The organism is Melghiribacillus thermohalophilus (genome assembly GCF_004342905.1).
Classification (GTDB): Bacteria; Bacillota; Bacilli; order Bacillales; family Alkalibacillaceae; genus Melghiribacillus; species Melghiribacillus thermohalophilus.
On the sequence record NZ_SMAN01000011.1, the window covers coordinates 48,438 to 63,620 of the forward strand.

Consider the following 15,183-nt stretch of genomic DNA (forward strand, 5'->3'; position numbering starts at 1 on the left):
GCCGGGGTTTCGACGTTTTGAAGGAGGGTTTTGTTTAATGATCGAAATTGAAAAACCAAAAATTGAAACGGTTGAAATCAGCGAAGATGCCACATTTGGAAAATTCGTTGTTGAACCGCTGGAACGCGGATATGGTACAACATTAGGAAACTCCTTGCGTCGTATCCTGTTATCCTCACTTCCTGGCGCTGCTGTAACATCTGTACAAATCGACGGGGTATTGCATGAGTTTTCAACAATTGATGGTGTTGTAGAAGATGTTACAACCATCATTTTAAACCTGAAGAAGCTGGCCTTGAAAATTTATTCAGATGAAGAAAAGACGATGGAAATTGATGTTCAGGGAGAAGGAACTGTTACGGCCGCAGATATCACCCACGATAGTGATGTGGAAATTTTGAATCCGGATCTGCCTATTGCTACCCTTGCGACCAATGGTCAGTTGCGAATGCGGTTAACAGCACAGCGGGGACGCGGATACCAGCCTGCTGAAACCAATAAAAAAGAAGACCAGCCGTATGGGGTCATTCCAGTTGACTCGATCTTCACACCTGTTTCACGTGTGACCTATCAGGTTGAAAATACCCGTGTAGGTCAGGTGACAAATTTTGATAAGCTGACTCTAGATGTATGGACTGATGGCAGTATTCGACCGGAAGAAGCTGTTTCACTTGGTGCTAAAATTTTAACCGAGCATTTAAATATATTCGTCGGACTAACAGATGAAGCACAAAATGCCGAAATCATGGTCGAGAAAGAAGAAGATCAGAAGGAAAAAGTATTAGAAATGACCATCGAAGAACTTGATCTGTCTGTACGTTCTTATAACTGTCTCAAACGTGCCGGTATTAACACCGTTCAGGAACTGACACAAAAAACGGAAGAAGATATGATGAAAGTCCGCAACCTTGGACGGAAATCACTGGATGAAGTAAAATCGAAACTTGATGAACTTGGCTTAGGTTTACGGAAAGAAGATTAATATATTGAACATCAGAAGATTTTCCTGAAGAAGGAGGGATTACAATGGCTAAAGCTAAACTTGGTCGTACGACAGATCACCGCATGGCCATGCTTCGCAATCTGGCAACAGATCTTATTATTCACGAACGCGTTGAAACAACTGAAGCCAAAGCAAAAGAGCTTCGTTCAGTTGTAGAAAAAATGATTACCCTTGGAAAGCGCGGCGATCTTCATGCCCGCCGCCAGGCAGCAGCCTTCCTTCGCCGTGTGAAAGATGAAGACGGTGAACAGGATGCCCTGCAAAAGCTTTTCTCGGATATTGCTCCGCGCTATGAAGACCGTCAGGGAGGATATACAAGAATCCTTAAGCTGGGTCCGCGCCGTGGAGACGGTGCAAACATGGTGATCATTGAACTCGTTTAATTCAATACTCTAAACCCGGGAAAGGGCAGGTGAATCTCAAATTGAGATTGTACCGGGCCCTTTTTTGCTTTAGAAAGCAAATCTTATTAAAAAGCAAGGCCGATCAATCGCTACATCTCTTTATTTTTAGAGTGTTCCAGGATAAGAAATATTTATAATCGGGTTTTGCCTGTAATAGACAGGAAAATGGCGGTTTAAAAATCTCTTTTTCAGTTTGCGGACAGGGTCGCTGCATAGGATGACAAATTTCAGTCGGTGATCTGGAGAATTCGTGTGCAATTGTGATAAAATGTATAGTATTGTAATGAATGTTTATTTCCCGGGTAATAAATTGTCGAGGTGAGAAGAGATGCGGGAGTTGGAGCAGAGTTTTATCCAGTTTGACGAAGTTTCATTCTGGTATAACCATGATGAGCCATGGGCATTGAAAGAGCTTTCTCTTACAATCAAGAAAAATGAATTTGTGGCTGTGATCGGACATAATGGTTCGGGGAAATCAACCATTGCCAAATTAATGAATGGGTTACTATTTCCTCAAAAAGGGGAAATATTTGTAGATGGCTTACGGTTGAGTGAGGAAACGGTCTGGGATATTCGTAAAAAGGTTGGCATGGTTTTCCAAAATCCCGATAACCAGTTTGTAGGGACCACTGTTGAAGATGATGTGGCCTTTGGACTTGAAAATCACGGAATCCCCCGTAAGGAAATGATTGAGCGCATAGAGCAAAGTTTGAAAGCGGTCGGGATGCTTGATTACAGGAAACATGAACCTCACCGGCTTTCCGGCGGACAAAAGCAACGAGTAGCCATTGCTGGTGTACTTGCAGTAGCTCCGGACTTAATTATTTTGGATGAAGCGACAGCCATGCTGGACCCCAAAGGCCGAACCGAAATCATGAAAACCGTTCAGCGGATCAGGAAGGAGAAAAAGGTCTCCATTTTGATGATTACCCATGACCTTCATGAGGTAACTTTTGCGGACCGGGTGATTGTCATGAATCGTGGCCAAAAGCTGATCGAGGGTACCCCGAAAGAGGTATTTCAGCAACATGAGACGCTCTGGGAAATCGGTCTGGATATACCGTTCGTTGCAAAAATTGCTGCAGAGCTGAAGCAGCGGGGAATTCCTTTAAATAAACAGCCACTGAACAATAAGGAATTGCTGGAGGAACTATGGAGATTACATTCGAACATGTAAGCCATATTTATCAACCGAATACTCCCTTTGCGTTTCATGCTTTAAAAGACCTTTCATTTCATATTCCTTCTGGGTCGTATACAGCGATTATCGGTCATACCGGTTCAGGTAAATCAACCCTGATCCAGCATTTGAATGGATTATTAATCCCAACGGAAGGCAGGGTAAAAGTTGGCGATTTCCAGTTAGAGCCAGGTAAAAAAAATAAACACATGAAGGATTTAAGAAAACATGTAGGTGTAGTTTTTCAATATCCCGAACATCAGCTCTTTGAAGAAACGGTTAAGAAAGATCTGATGTTTGGTCCCCTCAACTTCGGCACAGCAGAGACGACCATAGAAAAACGTATTCCGGAAATTCTTGAAGCTGTTCAGCTGCCTGAGGAAGTTCTGGATCGCTCCCCTTTTGATTTAAGTGGAGGTCAAATGAGAAGGGTAGCCATTGCCGGGATTCTCATGATGGACCCGAACGTGCTGGTTCTTGATGAGCCAACAGCCGGACTCGACCCGGGCGGTCGGCGGGAAATGATGGACATGTTTTATAACCTTCATAAGGAAAAGGAAATGACTACGATTCTGGTCACCCACAGCATGGAAGATGCGATGAAATATGCTGACTATGTTTTAATCATGAATGAGGGCCGGCTGTATATGGAAGGGCAACCTGAAGAAGTGCTTATTCAGAAAAAGAAACTGGAGGCAGTCGGACTGGATGTACCGGAAATGGTGGAGTTTTTGTCCATGTTTGAAGAAAAGTTCGGTACAAAAATCCCTTTTCATGGCCAAAATATAAAGGAATTAGCCAGCGATATGTTGCGAGTGATGAAATGGGGGAAATGCGATGAATAACTTGATTATTGGACAGTATGTTCCTGGAGAGTCGATGGTTCATCAGCTGGATCCCCGAACGAAGATTACCGTGATCTTCTTTTATGTAATTGTCATCTTTTTTGCAAACTCATTTTTCAGTTATTTTATTCTTGCAGCCTTTGCATTCATCAGTGCCATGCTGACTAGAATCCCTGCCGGATATATTATCAGAGGATTAAAGCCGGTCTGGCTGTTAATTGTTTTCACCTTTCTTTTGCATTTATTTGTGACCAAAGAGGGAGATGTCCTGTTTCGAATATTTTCATTTTATGTTTATTCCGGGGCGTTGATCCAGGGATTTGCGATTTCATTAAGGTTTTTCTTACTGATTCTCATGACTTCGCTCCTGACCTTAACGACTACCCCCATCGCGATTACCGATGCGATTGAAGATATGCTTGGGCCGCTAAAGAAAGTCCGGTTTCCTGTTCACGAACTCGCATTAATGATGTCCATTTCCCTGCGGTTTATTCCGACTCTGATGCAGGAAACAGAAAAAATTTCAAAAGCCCAGGCTTCACGGGGCGTGGACTTTCGGACAGGGCCGATTAAAGACAGAATAAAAGCCATTGTACCGTTACTCGTGCCATTGTTTGTAAGTGCCTTTAAACGAGCGGAAGAATTAGCCATGGCGATGGAAGCCAGGGGGTATAAAGGTGGCGAGGGAAGAACGAAATTCAGGGAGCTTCAGCTCAGCTCAAGGGATTATGCCCTTTTTATAAGTTTTGTTTTTGTTCTCTTATTGTTCTGGTGGGCAAGAGCCTGATAGATGGAGGTAGTTCAAATGGAAAGGATGAAATGTACTCTCCAGTATGATGGGACTTTTTTTTACGGCTTTCAGGTGCAGCCTGAAAAACGAACGGTTCAACAAGAAGTGGAAGAAGCATTGCAAAAAATCCACAAAGGACAGTTGATCCGGATCACTCCTTCAGGACGAACCGATGCAGGCGTGCATGCAATCGGTCAGGTGATTCATTTTGATTCGCCGCTCAGAATCCAGGAGGAAAACTGGAAAAACGCACTGTGTTCCTTGCTGCCAGATGATATATACGTCGATCAGGTAGAAAAAGTATCTGAATCGTTCCATGCCCGTTATGATGTGAAAGAAAAAGAATATCGTTACAAAATTTATACGGGAAAAAAACCGGATATTTTCCGGAGAAACTACAGCTATCAGCTCTCACGCCCTCTTAATCTGGATAGGATGAATGAGGCATGCAGGTTTCTGATAGGAACCCATGATTTTACGTCCTTCAGTTCGGCAAGAGCAACCGTAAAAGGAGATAAAATTCGTACGATTTATGATGCCGGGCTGTTCCAGGATGAGGATGAAGTGATTTTTCGGGTGAAAGGAAATGGGTTCCTATATCATATGGTCAGAATCATGGTGGGAACGCTGATTGAGGTTGGGATCGGAAAACGGTCTCCTGATGAAATAAAAGAGATTATAGCGGGCGAGGACCGGGCACTGGCGGGGAAAACGGCACCGCCACAGGGCCTTTATTTATGGAAAGTCAGCTACGAATGAACATTTTGCGAACATTTATATATATTTATGCGTATAAAATTCGGTTTTTGGTTTGAAATTCATTCAAAATACGTTATAATACAAGTGAAATGAAATCGTACGCGAATACCCTCATATAATTTTGGGAATATGGCCCAAGAGTCTCTACCCGGTTACCGTAAATAACCGGACTATGGGGGAGAAGTTGTCTGTAGTTACCCGGACTTCAATAAAGGGGTTCGTATGCCCTTTTTTGGGATGCAGATTACTTTCTCTTCTTATTTATGAGGGAAGGTAATCTGCTTTTGTTTTTTACCATGTACTGTAAAGGAGTGACCCTGACATGAAACCATTGGTCGGTGTGATTATGGGAAGTACTTCCGACTGGGATACGATGAAACATACATGTGACATCCTTGAAGAATTAAATATTCCGTATGAAAAGAAAGTCGTTTCCGCTCACCGTACGCCGGATTATATGTTTGCATATGCGGAGAAGGCCAAAGAGCGGGGACTGAAAGTCATTGTAGCGGGAGCAGGCGGTGCTGCCCATTTGCCTGGCATGGTTGCCGCTAAAACGACCCTGCCGGTCATCGGAGTGCCCGTGCAATCCCGTACCCTTAATGGACTGGATTCCCTGCTTTCCATCGTTCAAATGCCAGGGGGAGTACCTGTGGCCACCGTTGCGATTGGTCGGGCAGGTGCTGTGAATGCTGGACTTCTGGCAGCAGAAATCCTCGGTGCATTTGATGATGTTATTCAGGACCGTTTGGAAAAACGTCGGGAAGAACTTCGCAAAAAAGTAGAAGCGAGCAGCGAGGAGTTGTAATATGACGAAAAAAATCTTACCAGGACAAACGATTGGAATTTTAGGCGGAGGGCAGCTGGGCCGGATGATGGCCATTGCTGCAAAGGAAATGGGCTTCCGGATTGCGGTGATGGAGCCGAAACAGGACTCTCCGACGGCTCAGGTGGCAGATATTGAAATTGTGGCACCCTATGATGATCTGGATGGAGCAAAGAAGCTGGCCCAATATAGCGATGTCATCACCTATGAATTTGAAAATGTAGACTATGAAGTACTGAACTGGCTGGAGGAACATGGGTATCTGCCCCAGGGAAGTGAATTCATTCGTATTACCCAGGATCGGGCCCATGAAAAGGCAGCCATTCAAAAAAGCGGAGGCCAGGTAGCCCCCTATCGCCTTGTTTCTACAGGCGAAGAGCTGGATCAGGCTGTAGCGGAAATCGGTATTCCATGTGTGTTAAAAACCCGCCGCGGCGGCTATGACGGCAAGGGTCAGGTCATGATTAGAAACAAGGAAGATGTCCAGAAGGCTAAAACTCTGTTGGATCAGGGTTTATGCATAGTAGAGCAGTTTGTGGATTTTGATAAAGAAATTTCTGTTATTGTATCAAGAGGTGTCAACGGAGAAACCAATACGTTTCCAGTTGCTGAAAACATCCATGTCGATCATATTTTGCATGAATCCATTGTTCCGGCAAGGATCTCAAAAGAGTCAGCCCATCAGGCTGAAAAAACAGCGCTTGATCTGGCCCAATCCATCGGCATGGTCGGCACGCTCGCAGTGGAGATGTTTTTGACAAAGGATGGGGAAATATTTATCAATGAACTGGCCCCAAGACCCCATAATTCAGGGCACTATACCATTGATGCGTGTGAAACATCCCAGTTTCAGCAGCATATACGAGCCATCTGCGGCTGGCCCCTCGGAAAGACAGATCTGTTAAAACCGGTCGTTATGGTCAACATTTTAGGGAAACATTTAGATGAAGCGATTGAAAAAATAGACGAATATCAGGACAGCAAACTTCATCTTTACGGTAAAGATGAAGCCAAAGAAAAGCGGAAAATGGGGCACCTCAATGTTCTGGCAGACTGTACAGAAGAGGCTCTGGAAAAAATCGACAAACTCGGAATCTGGCAATAAAACGAAGAACGGTTAGGAGGAAGAATGATGATCGAACGTTATACCCGACCAGAAATGAAAGAAATCTGGACAGAAGAAAACAAATTTAAGGCATGGCTGGAGGTGGAAATTCTCGCCTGTGAGGCATGGGCTGAGCTGGGAGAGATTCCAAAAGAGGATGTAGCCGAAATCCGGGAGAACGCATCCTTTGATGTCAACCGCATCCATGAAATTGAACAGGAGACCCGTCACGATGTGGTGGCCTTTACCCGCGCGGTCTCTGAAACCCTCGGGGAAGAGCGGAAATGGGTTCACTATGGACTGACGTCAACCGATGTGGTGGACACCGCCCTTTCCTATCTCATTAAACAGGCCAATGATGTGATCCGCAAAGATCTGGAAAACTTTGTTGAGATTTTAAAAGAAAAAGCACTGGAACATAAATATACCGTGATGATGGGCCGTACCCATGGGGTCCATGCGGAGCCGACCACCTTTGGTTTGAAGTTATTACTCTGGTATTCCGAAATGAAACGGAATTTAGAACGTTTCAACCGGGCAGCGGAAGAAATAGAAGTAGGGAAAATTTCTGGAGCAGTCGGTACGTATGCGAACATTGATCCATTTGTGGAGGAGTATGTGTGCCAAAAACTTGGCCTGAAGCCGGCACTAATTTCAACCCAGACCCTGCAGCGGGACCGTCATGCGAACTACATGTCGACCCTGGCCCTGATTGCCACGTCCATTGAAAAGTTTGCGGTGGAAATTCGCGGTCTTCAGAAGTCTGAAACACGGGAAGTAGAAGAATTTTTCGCGAAAGGTCAAAAGGGTTCATCCGCCATGCCTCATAAACGGAATCCGATAGGTTCTGAAAACATGACTGGAATGGCCCGGGTCGTGAGAGGCCATATGCTGACAGCCTATGAAAATGTACCTCTCTGGCACGAAAGGGATATTTCCCACTCATCAGCTGAGCGGATCATTATTCCGGATGCCACCACGGCACTCAATTATATGCTCAACCGCTTTGGCAATATCGTGAAAAACTTAACGGTATTCCCGGAAAATATGAAACGCAACATGGAACGCACCTTTGGCTTAATCTATTCTCAGCGGGTGCTCCTTGCTTTAATCGATAAAGGCCTGACCCGTGAAGAGGCCTATGACACAGTACAGCCTTTAGCGATGAAAGCCTGGGAAACGCAGGTGTCATTTAAAGAACTGGTTGAAAAGGAAGAAAAGATTACATCCCACCTTTCACAGGAAGAAATCGATGACTGCTTTAACTATGAGTACCACCTGAAACATGTCGACCGTATTTTTGCGCGTTTTGGTTTATAAAATTTCCACTGGATTTAGGGGAGGCGCCTATGAAAAAGGGAAACCTGCTGTATGAAGGAAAGGCAAAACGGATCTATGAGACAGATGAGCCGAACGTGATCTGGATTGAGTATAAAGATGATACCACCGCGTTTAACGGCGAAAAAAAAGAGGTCATCAAAGGGAAATCCCGACTGAACAATGAGATTTCCTCCCTGCTGTTTGCCAAAATGCAGGAGGCCGGGATTCAAAACCACTTCATTCAAAAACGTTCAGAAACGGAACAGCTTGTGAAAAAGACAGACATCATTCCTTTAGAAGTGGTGGTCCGCAATATTGCAGCGGGGAGTCTGGCCAAACGTCTGGGGATGGAAGAAGGCATTCCACTTAAGAAAACGATTGTGGAATATTACTACAAAAACGATGATCTTGGCGATCCCCTGATCAACCAGGATCATATTGAACTGCTGGAGCTGGCCCGCCCGGAACAGCTGGAAGAAATTCGGGAAACAGCTCTTAAAGTCAACGGGATTCTCACCGGTCATTTTGATCAGTGCAGCGTGCGCTTAGTCGATTTTAAATTGGAATTCGGGCTCGACGAACACGGGGCGATTCTCCTGGCTGATGAGATCTCTCCGGATACATGCCGCCTGTGGGATAAAGAAACCAATCAAAAGTTCGATAAAGATGTGTTCAGAAGAAATCTTGGCAGCCTGACCGAGGCTTATGAGGAAATATTGAGACGCTTAAAGGGGGAAACCAACCATGTATAAAGTGAAAGTATACGTAACATTGAAGGCAGGCGTGCTGGATCCGCAGGGAAAAGCGGTGAAAGGTGCTCTTCACAGCATGGACTACAAAGAAGTTCAGGATGTCACCATCGGTAAATATATGGAATTGATGATGGAAAAAACAGAAAATATGGAAGAAAAAGTGGAGGAAATGTGCCACCGCCTGCTGGCAAACCCGGTCATCGAAGACTACCGTTATGAGATTGAGGAGGTTGTCCCCCAGTGAAATACGCCGTGATTGTTTTTCCAGGATCGAACTGTGATGTGGATATGTATCACGCCATCAAAGATGCGTTAGGCGAAGAGGTGGAGTATGTCTCTCATACGGAAAAGGATCTTTCCGAATATGATGCCATTCTTCTTCCAGGGGGGTTTTCATACGGTGACTATCTCCGCTCTGGTGCTATTGCACGTTTTGCCAATGCCATGTCCGGTGTAATGAAAGCGGCGGAAGAAGGAAAACCGGTGCTCGGCGTCTGTAACGGTTTTCAGGTGCTTCTGGAATCCGGCCTTTTGCCAGGAGCGATGAAACGAAACCGGGATCTTAAGTTTATTTGTCGTCCAGTCAATTTAAAAGTAGAAAATCACGAAACGATGTTTACGAGTGAATATGAAAAAGGGGAAGTCATCACGATTCCAATTGCTCACGGGGAAGGTAACTATGAGTGTAATGATAAGACCCTGAAAGAGCTTGAAGAAAATAACCAGATTGTGTTCCGCTATCACGGGGAGAATCCGAACGGCTCCAGAGGAGATGTTGCTGGCATCATCAATGAGAGAGGGAACGTGCTTGGCATGATGCCTCACCCGGAGCGGGCGGTTGATGAAATCCTGGGCCATACAGATGGCTTAAAACTGTTTCAGTCCATACTGAAAAATTGGAGGGAATCACATGTCTGCACGTCTTGAACCCACTGCTGAACAAATCAAAGAGAAAAAGATCTACCGTGAAATGGGACTCCGGGACGATGAATATGAACGGGCTGTAGACATGCTGGGACGCCTTCCGAACTATACAGAAACCGGGCTGTTTTCGGTGATGTGGTCCGAGCACTGCAGTTATAAAACGTCTAAACCCGTTTTGAAAAAGTTCCCTACAGAAGGAAAGCACGTGCTGCAGGGTCCCGGTGAAGGTGCCGGAATCGTGGATATTGGTGACGGACAGGCCGTTGTATTTAAAATTGAAAGCCATAACCACCCTTCTGCCATTGAACCATATCAAGGAGCTGCCACGGGTGTAGGAGGGATCATCCGGGATGTCTTTTCCATGGGTGCCCGTCCCATTGCCCTGTTGAATTCCCTTCGTTTTGGCGAACTGGATAACCCCAGGGTGAAATATTTATTTGAAGAAGTGGTAGCGGGAATTGCCGGTTATGGAAACTGTATTGGGATTCCAACTGTAGGCGGCGAAGTTCAATTTGATGACTCCTATAAAGGAAATCCCCTCGTCAATGTCATGTGCGTGGGAATCATTGACCATGAAGACATTCAAAAGGGTCAGGCTAAGGGGATCGGCAATACGGTCATGTATGTAGGAGCAGCGACCGGCCGGGATGGCATTCATGGGGCCACCTTTGCTTCTGAGGAACTGACCGATGAATCGGAAGAAGATCGCCCGGCGGTACAGGTGGGCGATCCATTTATGGAAAAGCTCCTCCTCGAAGCCTGTCTGGAACTGGTGAAATCCGATGCCCTTGTAGGAATTCAGGATATGGGGGCAGCCGGACTGACCTCTTCATCCAGTGAAATGGCCAGCAAAGCGGGTACAGGAATTGAGATGAACCTGGATGACGTCCCGCAGCGTGAACCAAACATGACGCCATATGAAATGATGCTTTCTGAATCACAGGAACGGATGCTGATTGTTGTGAAAGAAGGCAGGGAGCAGGAAATCATCGATCTCTTTGAACGCTATGGACTGGAAGCAAAAGCCATCGGCAAAGTGACCGATGACAGGCGTCTTCGTTTGTACCATAAAGGGGAAGTAGTTGCCGATGTGCCGGTCGATGCACTGGCAGAAGATGTACCGGTTCGAAACATGCCATCGACAGAACCTTTATATTTTAAAGACATGCAAGCGATGGATTTACAGGTTCCGGAAGTAAAAGACTATCAGGAAACCCTGGTTCAATTGCTGAAACAGCCAACCATTGCCAGCAAAAAATGGGTGTATGATCAGTATGACTACATGGTACGGACCAACACGGTAGTTCCTCCAGGATCAGATGCAGCGGTGCTTCGCATTCGGGGGACAGAAAAGGCCCTGGCGATGACAACCGACTGTAACTCCAGATATTTATATTTAGATCCGGAAACCGGCGGGAAAATTGCGGTTGCTGAAGCGGCCCGGAACATTGTGGCTTCTGGAGGGGAACCATTGGCCATCACCGACTGCCTGAACTTCGGAAACCCGGAAAAGCCAGAAATTTTCTGGCAGCTTGAAAAGGCAACGTCCGGAATGAGTGAAGCATGCAGAGAACTTGAAACGCCGGTGATCAGCGGAAATGTTTCCTTATATAACGAAACGAATGGCACCGCCGTATTTCCGACTCCTGTAGTCGGTATGGTTGGGCTGATCCATCATGTGGACCATATTACCACCCAGTATTTCAAACAAAAGGGTGACCTGATTTATGTCATCGGGGAAACCTATCCGGAATTTGGCGGAAGTGAACTGCAAAAGTTAGTCGAAGGCAACTACTCAGGTAAGGCGCCGACTATAGACTTGAGTGTAGAAGGAAAACGGCAGAAGCAATTGCTAGAGGCTATTCAAAAGGGGTTTGTATCATCTGCTCATGATCTTGCAGAGGGTGGCCTTGCTGTAGGCCTTGCAGAGAGCCTGATGGATGAATCAGGGCTTGGAGCTGATGTAACCGTGGATGGCGAAGTGGTTACAGCCTTATTCAGTGAGACCCAGTCCCGTTTTCTTGTCTCTGTTCCGAAAAACCAACAAGAAGCTTTTGAACAGATGGTGGACGATGCCAAACGGATTGGAACGGTAACGGATGATTCCAGACTCGTGATTCACCATACAGACCAGGACATCCTCATTCAGGCAGATGTAAAGGATTTAGCCGTGGCCTGGAAAGGAGCTATCCCATGTTTGCTGAAATCAAAGGCTTAAATGAAGAGTGCGGCATTTTTGGGGTGTTTGGACACCCGGATGCCGCCCAATTGACCTACTATGGACTGCACAGTCTGCAACATAGAGGTCAGGAGGGCACAGGCATTGTGGTGTCAGACGGAAAACAATTAAATATACGCAAAGGTCTCGGACTGGTAACTGAGGTGTTTCAGGAAGAGGATCTTAGCCATCTAGAGGGGCATGTTGCTATTGGTCATGTGCGCTATTCTACCTCAGGCGGGGGCGGATATGAAAATGTACAGCCCCTTCTGTTCCGTTCCCAGAATGGTTCGATGGCGTTAGCCCATAACGGGAATCTGGTGAATGCCAATGCTCTAAAACATCAGCTGGAAGTGGGAGGGAGCATTTTCCAGACGACTTCCGATACGGAAGTGCTGGCCCACTTAATCAGGAGAAGCGGCTATATCACATTTGAGGAGAGGGTTAAAAACGCCCTTTCCATGCTGAAAGGCGCTTATGCATTTCTTGTGATGACGGAAGATCAATTAATGGCTGCCCTGGATCCTCTGGGGATGCGTCCGTTATCCCTCGGGAAAATGGACGGAGCATGGGTGATTGCTTCGGAAACCTGCGCGTTTGATGTGGTAGGAGCCGAATATATCCGGGAAATTGAACCAGGAGAACTTGTCATTATTGATCAGGACGGACTTCGTTCTCTACCGTTCAGCTCTCCGATGGATCGGGCGATTTGCACCATGGAATATGTTTATTTTGCCCGTCCGGACAGTAATGTAGACCAGATTAATATTCATGGAGCCCGAAAGCGCCTCGGCAAGCAGCTGGCTAAAGAAGCCTATGTCGATGCAGATGTCGTCACAGGAGTTCCGGACTCCAGCATTTCAGCCGCCATCGGTTTTGCCGAAGAAGCGGGCATTCCCTATGAGCTTGGTCTCATCAAAAACCGTTATGTAGGCCGGACCTTTATCCAGCCTTCCCAGGAGATGCGGGAAAAAGGTGTGAAAATGAAGCTTTCACCGGTACGGGGCATTGTGGAAGGAAAACGGGTCGTGATGGTCGATGATTCCATTGTCAGAGGAACCACATCACGCCGGATTGTGCGTATGCTGAGGGAAGCGGGAGCAAAAGAAGTTCATGTCCGAATCAGTTCACCGCCGATTACGAGCCCATGCTACTACGGGATTGATACGTCAACATCTGCAGAACTAATTGCAGCCAACCATTCCGTTGAGGAGATCAGAGAAATGATCGGGGCTGATTCCCTTTCCTATTTATCCGTAGATGGCATGCTGGAGGCCATTGGTCGCCCGAATACAGCGAAGAATTGCGGACAATGCCTGGCCTGCTTTACAGGGAATTACCCGACTGAGATTTACGATGATACTGTATTGCCCCATGAAAGAGTGGCCGTTACCCGGGGGCAAAGATCGAAATAAGGAGAGATTCAGTCATGTCAAAAGCATATAAGCAAGCGGGGGTCGATCTCGAGGCCGGATATGAATCGGTCAAGCGAATCCGAAAACATGTTCAGAAAACCATCAGGCCGGAAGTGATCGGTTCAGTCGGCGGATTTGGCGGAATGTTTGATGTATCACAGCTTGGCATGAAGGAGCCGGTGCTTGTGTCCGGAACCGATGGGGTTGGAACGAAACTGATGCTGGCTTTTCAGATGGATCAACATGACACCATCGGCATGGATGCGGTCGCCATGTGTGTAAACGATATTGTGGTACAGGGCGCCCAGCCCCTCTTTTTCCTCGATTATATTGCATGCGGAAAATCCGAGCCCGAAAAAATTGAACAGATTGTCAAAGGCATTGCCGATGGATGCAAACAGGCCGGTTGCGCATTAGTAGGGGGAGAAACAGCTGAAATGCCGGGAATGTATGATGCGGATGAATATGATATTGCCGGGTTTGCGGTAGGTGCGGTTGAAAAGTCAGCCATCGTCACCGGCGAAAACATCGAGGAAGGGGACGTATTAATCGGTCTTGCCTCAAATGGCATTCACAGCAACGGGTATTCACTCGTAAGGAAGGTTTTGCTTCACGACAACAGGCTGGATCTGAACGAGCACTATGAAGAGTTCGGAAAGACACTGGGGGAAGAATTGCTTGTACCGACAAGAATTTATGCAGCTCCAATTATGGAAGTGCTAAAGCAATATGAGATTAAAGGAATGGCCCATATTACCGGCGGCGGATTTATTGAAAATATTCCGCGTATGCTTCCGGACGGACTGGGAGCAGAAATCGAAAAAGGTACCTGGACCATTCCAACGATTTTTCGTCTGATTCAGGAAAAAGGCAACTTGTCGGATGATGACATGTACCGCGTCTTTAACATGGGGATTGGCTTCGTACTGGCTGTCAATGAAAAAGAAGCGGATCATATTGTGAATGTGCTGAATGATACGGGAGAAACAGCACAGATCATTGGAAAAGTGACAGGAACATCCGGGGTTCAGTTTTTCGGAGGTCCATCATCATGAAAAAAATAGCGGTTTTTGCATCTGGAAACGGGACAAATTTTCAGGCCCTTTTAGAGGCCTCCAGAAAGGATCAATCTAAATTTGAAGTGGCTCTGATGGTATGTGACAAGCCTGGAGCAAAGGTTATTGAACGGGCAGAAGACAGAGGAGTGCCGGTGTTTGTATTTAACCCAAAGGAATATGGCAGCAAAAATGCTTTTGAAAAAGAAATTTTAAAGAGACTGGAACAGGATCAAATCGAATTTATTGCCCTTGCCGGTTATATGCGCTTAATTGGCGAGACGTTGCTTCGGGCCTATGAAGGGCGGATCGTAAACATTCACCCTTCCCTGCTTCCGGCATTTCCGGGGAAAGATGCCATCGGCCAGGCTTTTGATAAGAGGGTCAAAATTACCGGGGTGACGATCCATTATGTGGATGAAGGGATGGATACCGGGCCTATTATTGATCAGGAAGCGGTACGGGTTGAGGAAACGGACACCAGGGATTCCCTGCAGAAAAAAATTCAACAGATTGAACACCGGCTGTATCCCCGGGTGTTAAATGAGATTCTTTCCGATTAATGAATGACAAAAAGGAGCGGGTTT

Annotated in this window: 16 protein-coding genes and 1 riboswitch; all 16 genes read left to right on the plus strand. The window is 46.2% G+C overall.

The window, feature by feature from the left end; genetic code table 11:
- Positions 1-37 precede the first annotated feature (37 nt).
- The 16 genes from EDD68_RS08945 (at position 38) to purN (ending at position 15,159) form a co-directional block, all read left to right on the plus strand.
- The gene (locus EDD68_RS08945) at positions 38-982 is read left to right on the plus strand and encodes a DNA-directed RNA polymerase subunit alpha (protein WP_132371906.1); all 945 of its coding nucleotides are present in this window, start codon (positions 38-40) and stop codon (positions 980-982) included.
- Between the two features lie 44 nt (positions 983-1,026).
- Positions 1,027-1,386, plus strand: a complete 360-nt coding sequence (gene rplQ / locus EDD68_RS08950) for a 50S ribosomal protein L17 (protein ID WP_132371907.1) — start codon at positions 1,027-1,029, stop codon at positions 1,384-1,386.
- 358 nt (positions 1,387-1,744) lie between these two features.
- Positions 1,745-2,584 (plus strand): energy-coupling factor ABC transporter ATP-binding protein, encoded by an 840-nt coding sequence (locus EDD68_RS08955; RefSeq protein WP_132371946.1) that lies wholly within the window; start codon positions 1,745-1,747, stop codon positions 2,582-2,584.
- The gene (locus EDD68_RS08960; RefSeq protein ID WP_132371908.1) at positions 2,560-3,432 is read left to right on the plus strand and encodes an energy-coupling factor ABC transporter ATP-binding protein; all 873 of its coding nucleotides are present in this window, start codon (positions 2,560-2,562) and stop codon (positions 3,430-3,432) included. Before EDD68_RS08955 ends, EDD68_RS08960 begins: the two co-directional genes overlap by 25 nt.
- Complete coding sequence (locus EDD68_RS08965) at positions 3,425-4,219, plus strand: energy-coupling factor transporter transmembrane component T family protein (RefSeq protein ID WP_132371909.1); 795 nt, start codon at positions 3,425-3,427, stop codon at positions 4,217-4,219. The genes EDD68_RS08960 and EDD68_RS08965 overlap by 8 nt, the downstream gene beginning before the upstream one ends.
- Before the next feature lie 18 nt (positions 4,220-4,237).
- Positions 4,238-4,981 carry a tRNA pseudouridine(38-40) synthase TruA gene (truA, locus tag EDD68_RS08970; RefSeq protein ID WP_132371910.1) on the plus strand — a complete coding sequence of 248 codons (744 nt, stop codon included), beginning with the start codon at positions 4,238-4,240 and terminating at the stop codon, positions 4,979-4,981.
- A gap of 91 nt (positions 4,982-5,072) precedes the next feature.
- Positions 5,073-5,174: riboswitch (purine riboswitch) on the plus strand.
- A 129-nt stretch (positions 5,175-5,303) separates the two neighbouring features.
- Positions 5,304-5,789 carry a 5-(carboxyamino)imidazole ribonucleotide mutase gene (gene purE, locus EDD68_RS08975; protein ID WP_132371911.1) on the plus strand — a complete coding sequence of 162 codons (486 nt, stop codon included), beginning with the start codon at positions 5,304-5,306 and terminating at the stop codon, positions 5,787-5,789.
- Between the two features lies 1 nt (position 5,790).
- Positions 5,791-6,912 (plus strand): 5-(carboxyamino)imidazole ribonucleotide synthase, encoded by a 1,122-nt coding sequence (gene purK, locus EDD68_RS08980; RefSeq protein WP_132371912.1) that lies wholly within the window; start codon positions 5,791-5,793, stop codon positions 6,910-6,912.
- 27 nt (positions 6,913-6,939) lie between these two features.
- Positions 6,940-8,232 carry an adenylosuccinate lyase gene (purB, locus tag EDD68_RS08985; protein ID WP_132371913.1) on the plus strand — a complete coding sequence of 431 codons (1,293 nt, stop codon included), beginning with the start codon at positions 6,940-6,942 and terminating at the stop codon, positions 8,230-8,232.
- A 29-nt stretch (positions 8,233-8,261) separates the two neighbouring features.
- Positions 8,262-8,984 carry a phosphoribosylaminoimidazolesuccinocarboxamide synthase gene (gene purC / locus EDD68_RS08990; RefSeq protein WP_132371914.1) on the plus strand — a complete coding sequence of 241 codons (723 nt, stop codon included), beginning with the start codon at positions 8,262-8,264 and terminating at the stop codon, positions 8,982-8,984.
- Entirely contained in the window at positions 8,977-9,228 is a 252-nt protein-coding gene (gene purS / locus EDD68_RS08995; RefSeq protein WP_132371915.1) for a phosphoribosylformylglycinamidine synthase subunit PurS, read from the plus strand. The genes purC and purS overlap by 8 nt, the downstream gene beginning before the upstream one ends.
- Complete coding sequence (gene purQ, locus EDD68_RS09000; RefSeq protein WP_132371916.1) at positions 9,225-9,911, plus strand: phosphoribosylformylglycinamidine synthase subunit PurQ; 687 nt, start codon at positions 9,225-9,227, stop codon at positions 9,909-9,911. Before purS ends, purQ begins: the two co-directional genes overlap by 4 nt.
- Positions 9,895-12,126 carry a phosphoribosylformylglycinamidine synthase subunit PurL gene (gene purL, locus EDD68_RS09005; RefSeq protein WP_132371917.1) on the plus strand — a complete coding sequence of 744 codons (2,232 nt, stop codon included), beginning with the start codon at positions 9,895-9,897 and terminating at the stop codon, positions 12,124-12,126. The genes purQ and purL overlap by 17 nt, the downstream gene beginning before the upstream one ends.
- Complete coding sequence (gene purF, locus EDD68_RS09010) at positions 12,102-13,541, plus strand: amidophosphoribosyltransferase (RefSeq protein WP_132371918.1); 1,440 nt, start codon at positions 12,102-12,104, stop codon at positions 13,539-13,541. The genes purL and purF overlap by 25 nt, the downstream gene beginning before the upstream one ends.
- 14 nt (positions 13,542-13,555) lie before the next feature.
- A complete protein-coding gene (purM, locus tag EDD68_RS09015) occupies positions 13,556-14,596 on the plus strand; it encodes a phosphoribosylformylglycinamidine cyclo-ligase (protein WP_132371919.1) in 1,041 nt (346 codons plus the stop codon).
- Positions 14,593-15,159: a phosphoribosylglycinamide formyltransferase gene (gene purN, locus EDD68_RS09020; protein WP_132371920.1), complete on the plus strand. Its 567-nt coding sequence runs from the start codon at positions 14,593-14,595 to the stop codon at positions 15,157-15,159. Before purM ends, purN begins: the two co-directional genes overlap by 4 nt.
- Positions 15,160-15,183 lie beyond the last annotated feature (24 nt).

Excerpts from the sequence above, each read along its gene's own strand:
- EDD68_RS08945 (WP_132371906.1), top strand. The coding sequence starts at position 38 with ATGATCGAAATTGAAAAACCAAAAATTGAAACGGTTGAAATCAGCGAA.
- rplQ (WP_132371907.1), top strand. The coding sequence starts at position 1,027 with ATGGCTAAAGCTAAACTTGGTCGTACGACAGATCACCGCATGGCCATG.
- EDD68_RS08960 (WP_132371908.1), top strand. The coding sequence starts at position 2,560 with ATGGAGATTACATTCGAACATGTAAGCCATATTTATCAACCGAATACT.
- EDD68_RS08965 (WP_132371909.1), top strand. The coding sequence starts at position 3,425 with ATGAATAACTTGATTATTGGACAGTATGTTCCTGGAGAGTCGATGGTT.
- truA (WP_132371910.1), top strand. The coding sequence starts at position 4,238 with ATGGAAAGGATGAAATGTACTCTCCAGTATGATGGGACTTTTTTTTAC.
- purE (WP_132371911.1), top strand. The coding sequence starts at position 5,304 with ATGAAACCATTGGTCGGTGTGATTATGGGAAGTACTTCCGACTGGGAT.
- purK (WP_132371912.1), top strand. The coding sequence starts at position 5,791 with ATGACGAAAAAAATCTTACCAGGACAAACGATTGGAATTTTAGGCGGA.
- purB (WP_132371913.1), top strand. The coding sequence starts at position 6,940 with ATGATCGAACGTTATACCCGACCAGAAATGAAAGAAATCTGGACAGAA.
- purC (WP_132371914.1), top strand. The coding sequence starts at position 8,262 with ATGAAAAAGGGAAACCTGCTGTATGAAGGAAAGGCAAAACGGATCTAT.
- purS (WP_132371915.1), top strand. The coding sequence starts at position 8,977 with ATGTATAAAGTGAAAGTATACGTAACATTGAAGGCAGGCGTGCTGGAT.
- purL (WP_132371917.1), top strand. The coding sequence starts at position 9,895 with ATGTCTGCACGTCTTGAACCCACTGCTGAACAAATCAAAGAGAAAAAG.
- purF (WP_132371918.1), top strand. The coding sequence starts at position 12,102 with ATGTTTGCTGAAATCAAAGGCTTAAATGAAGAGTGCGGCATTTTTGGG.
- purM (WP_132371919.1), top strand. The coding sequence starts at position 13,556 with ATGTCAAAAGCATATAAGCAAGCGGGGGTCGATCTCGAGGCCGGATAT.
- purN (WP_132371920.1), top strand. The coding sequence starts at position 14,593 with ATGAAAAAAATAGCGGTTTTTGCATCTGGAAACGGGACAAATTTTCAG.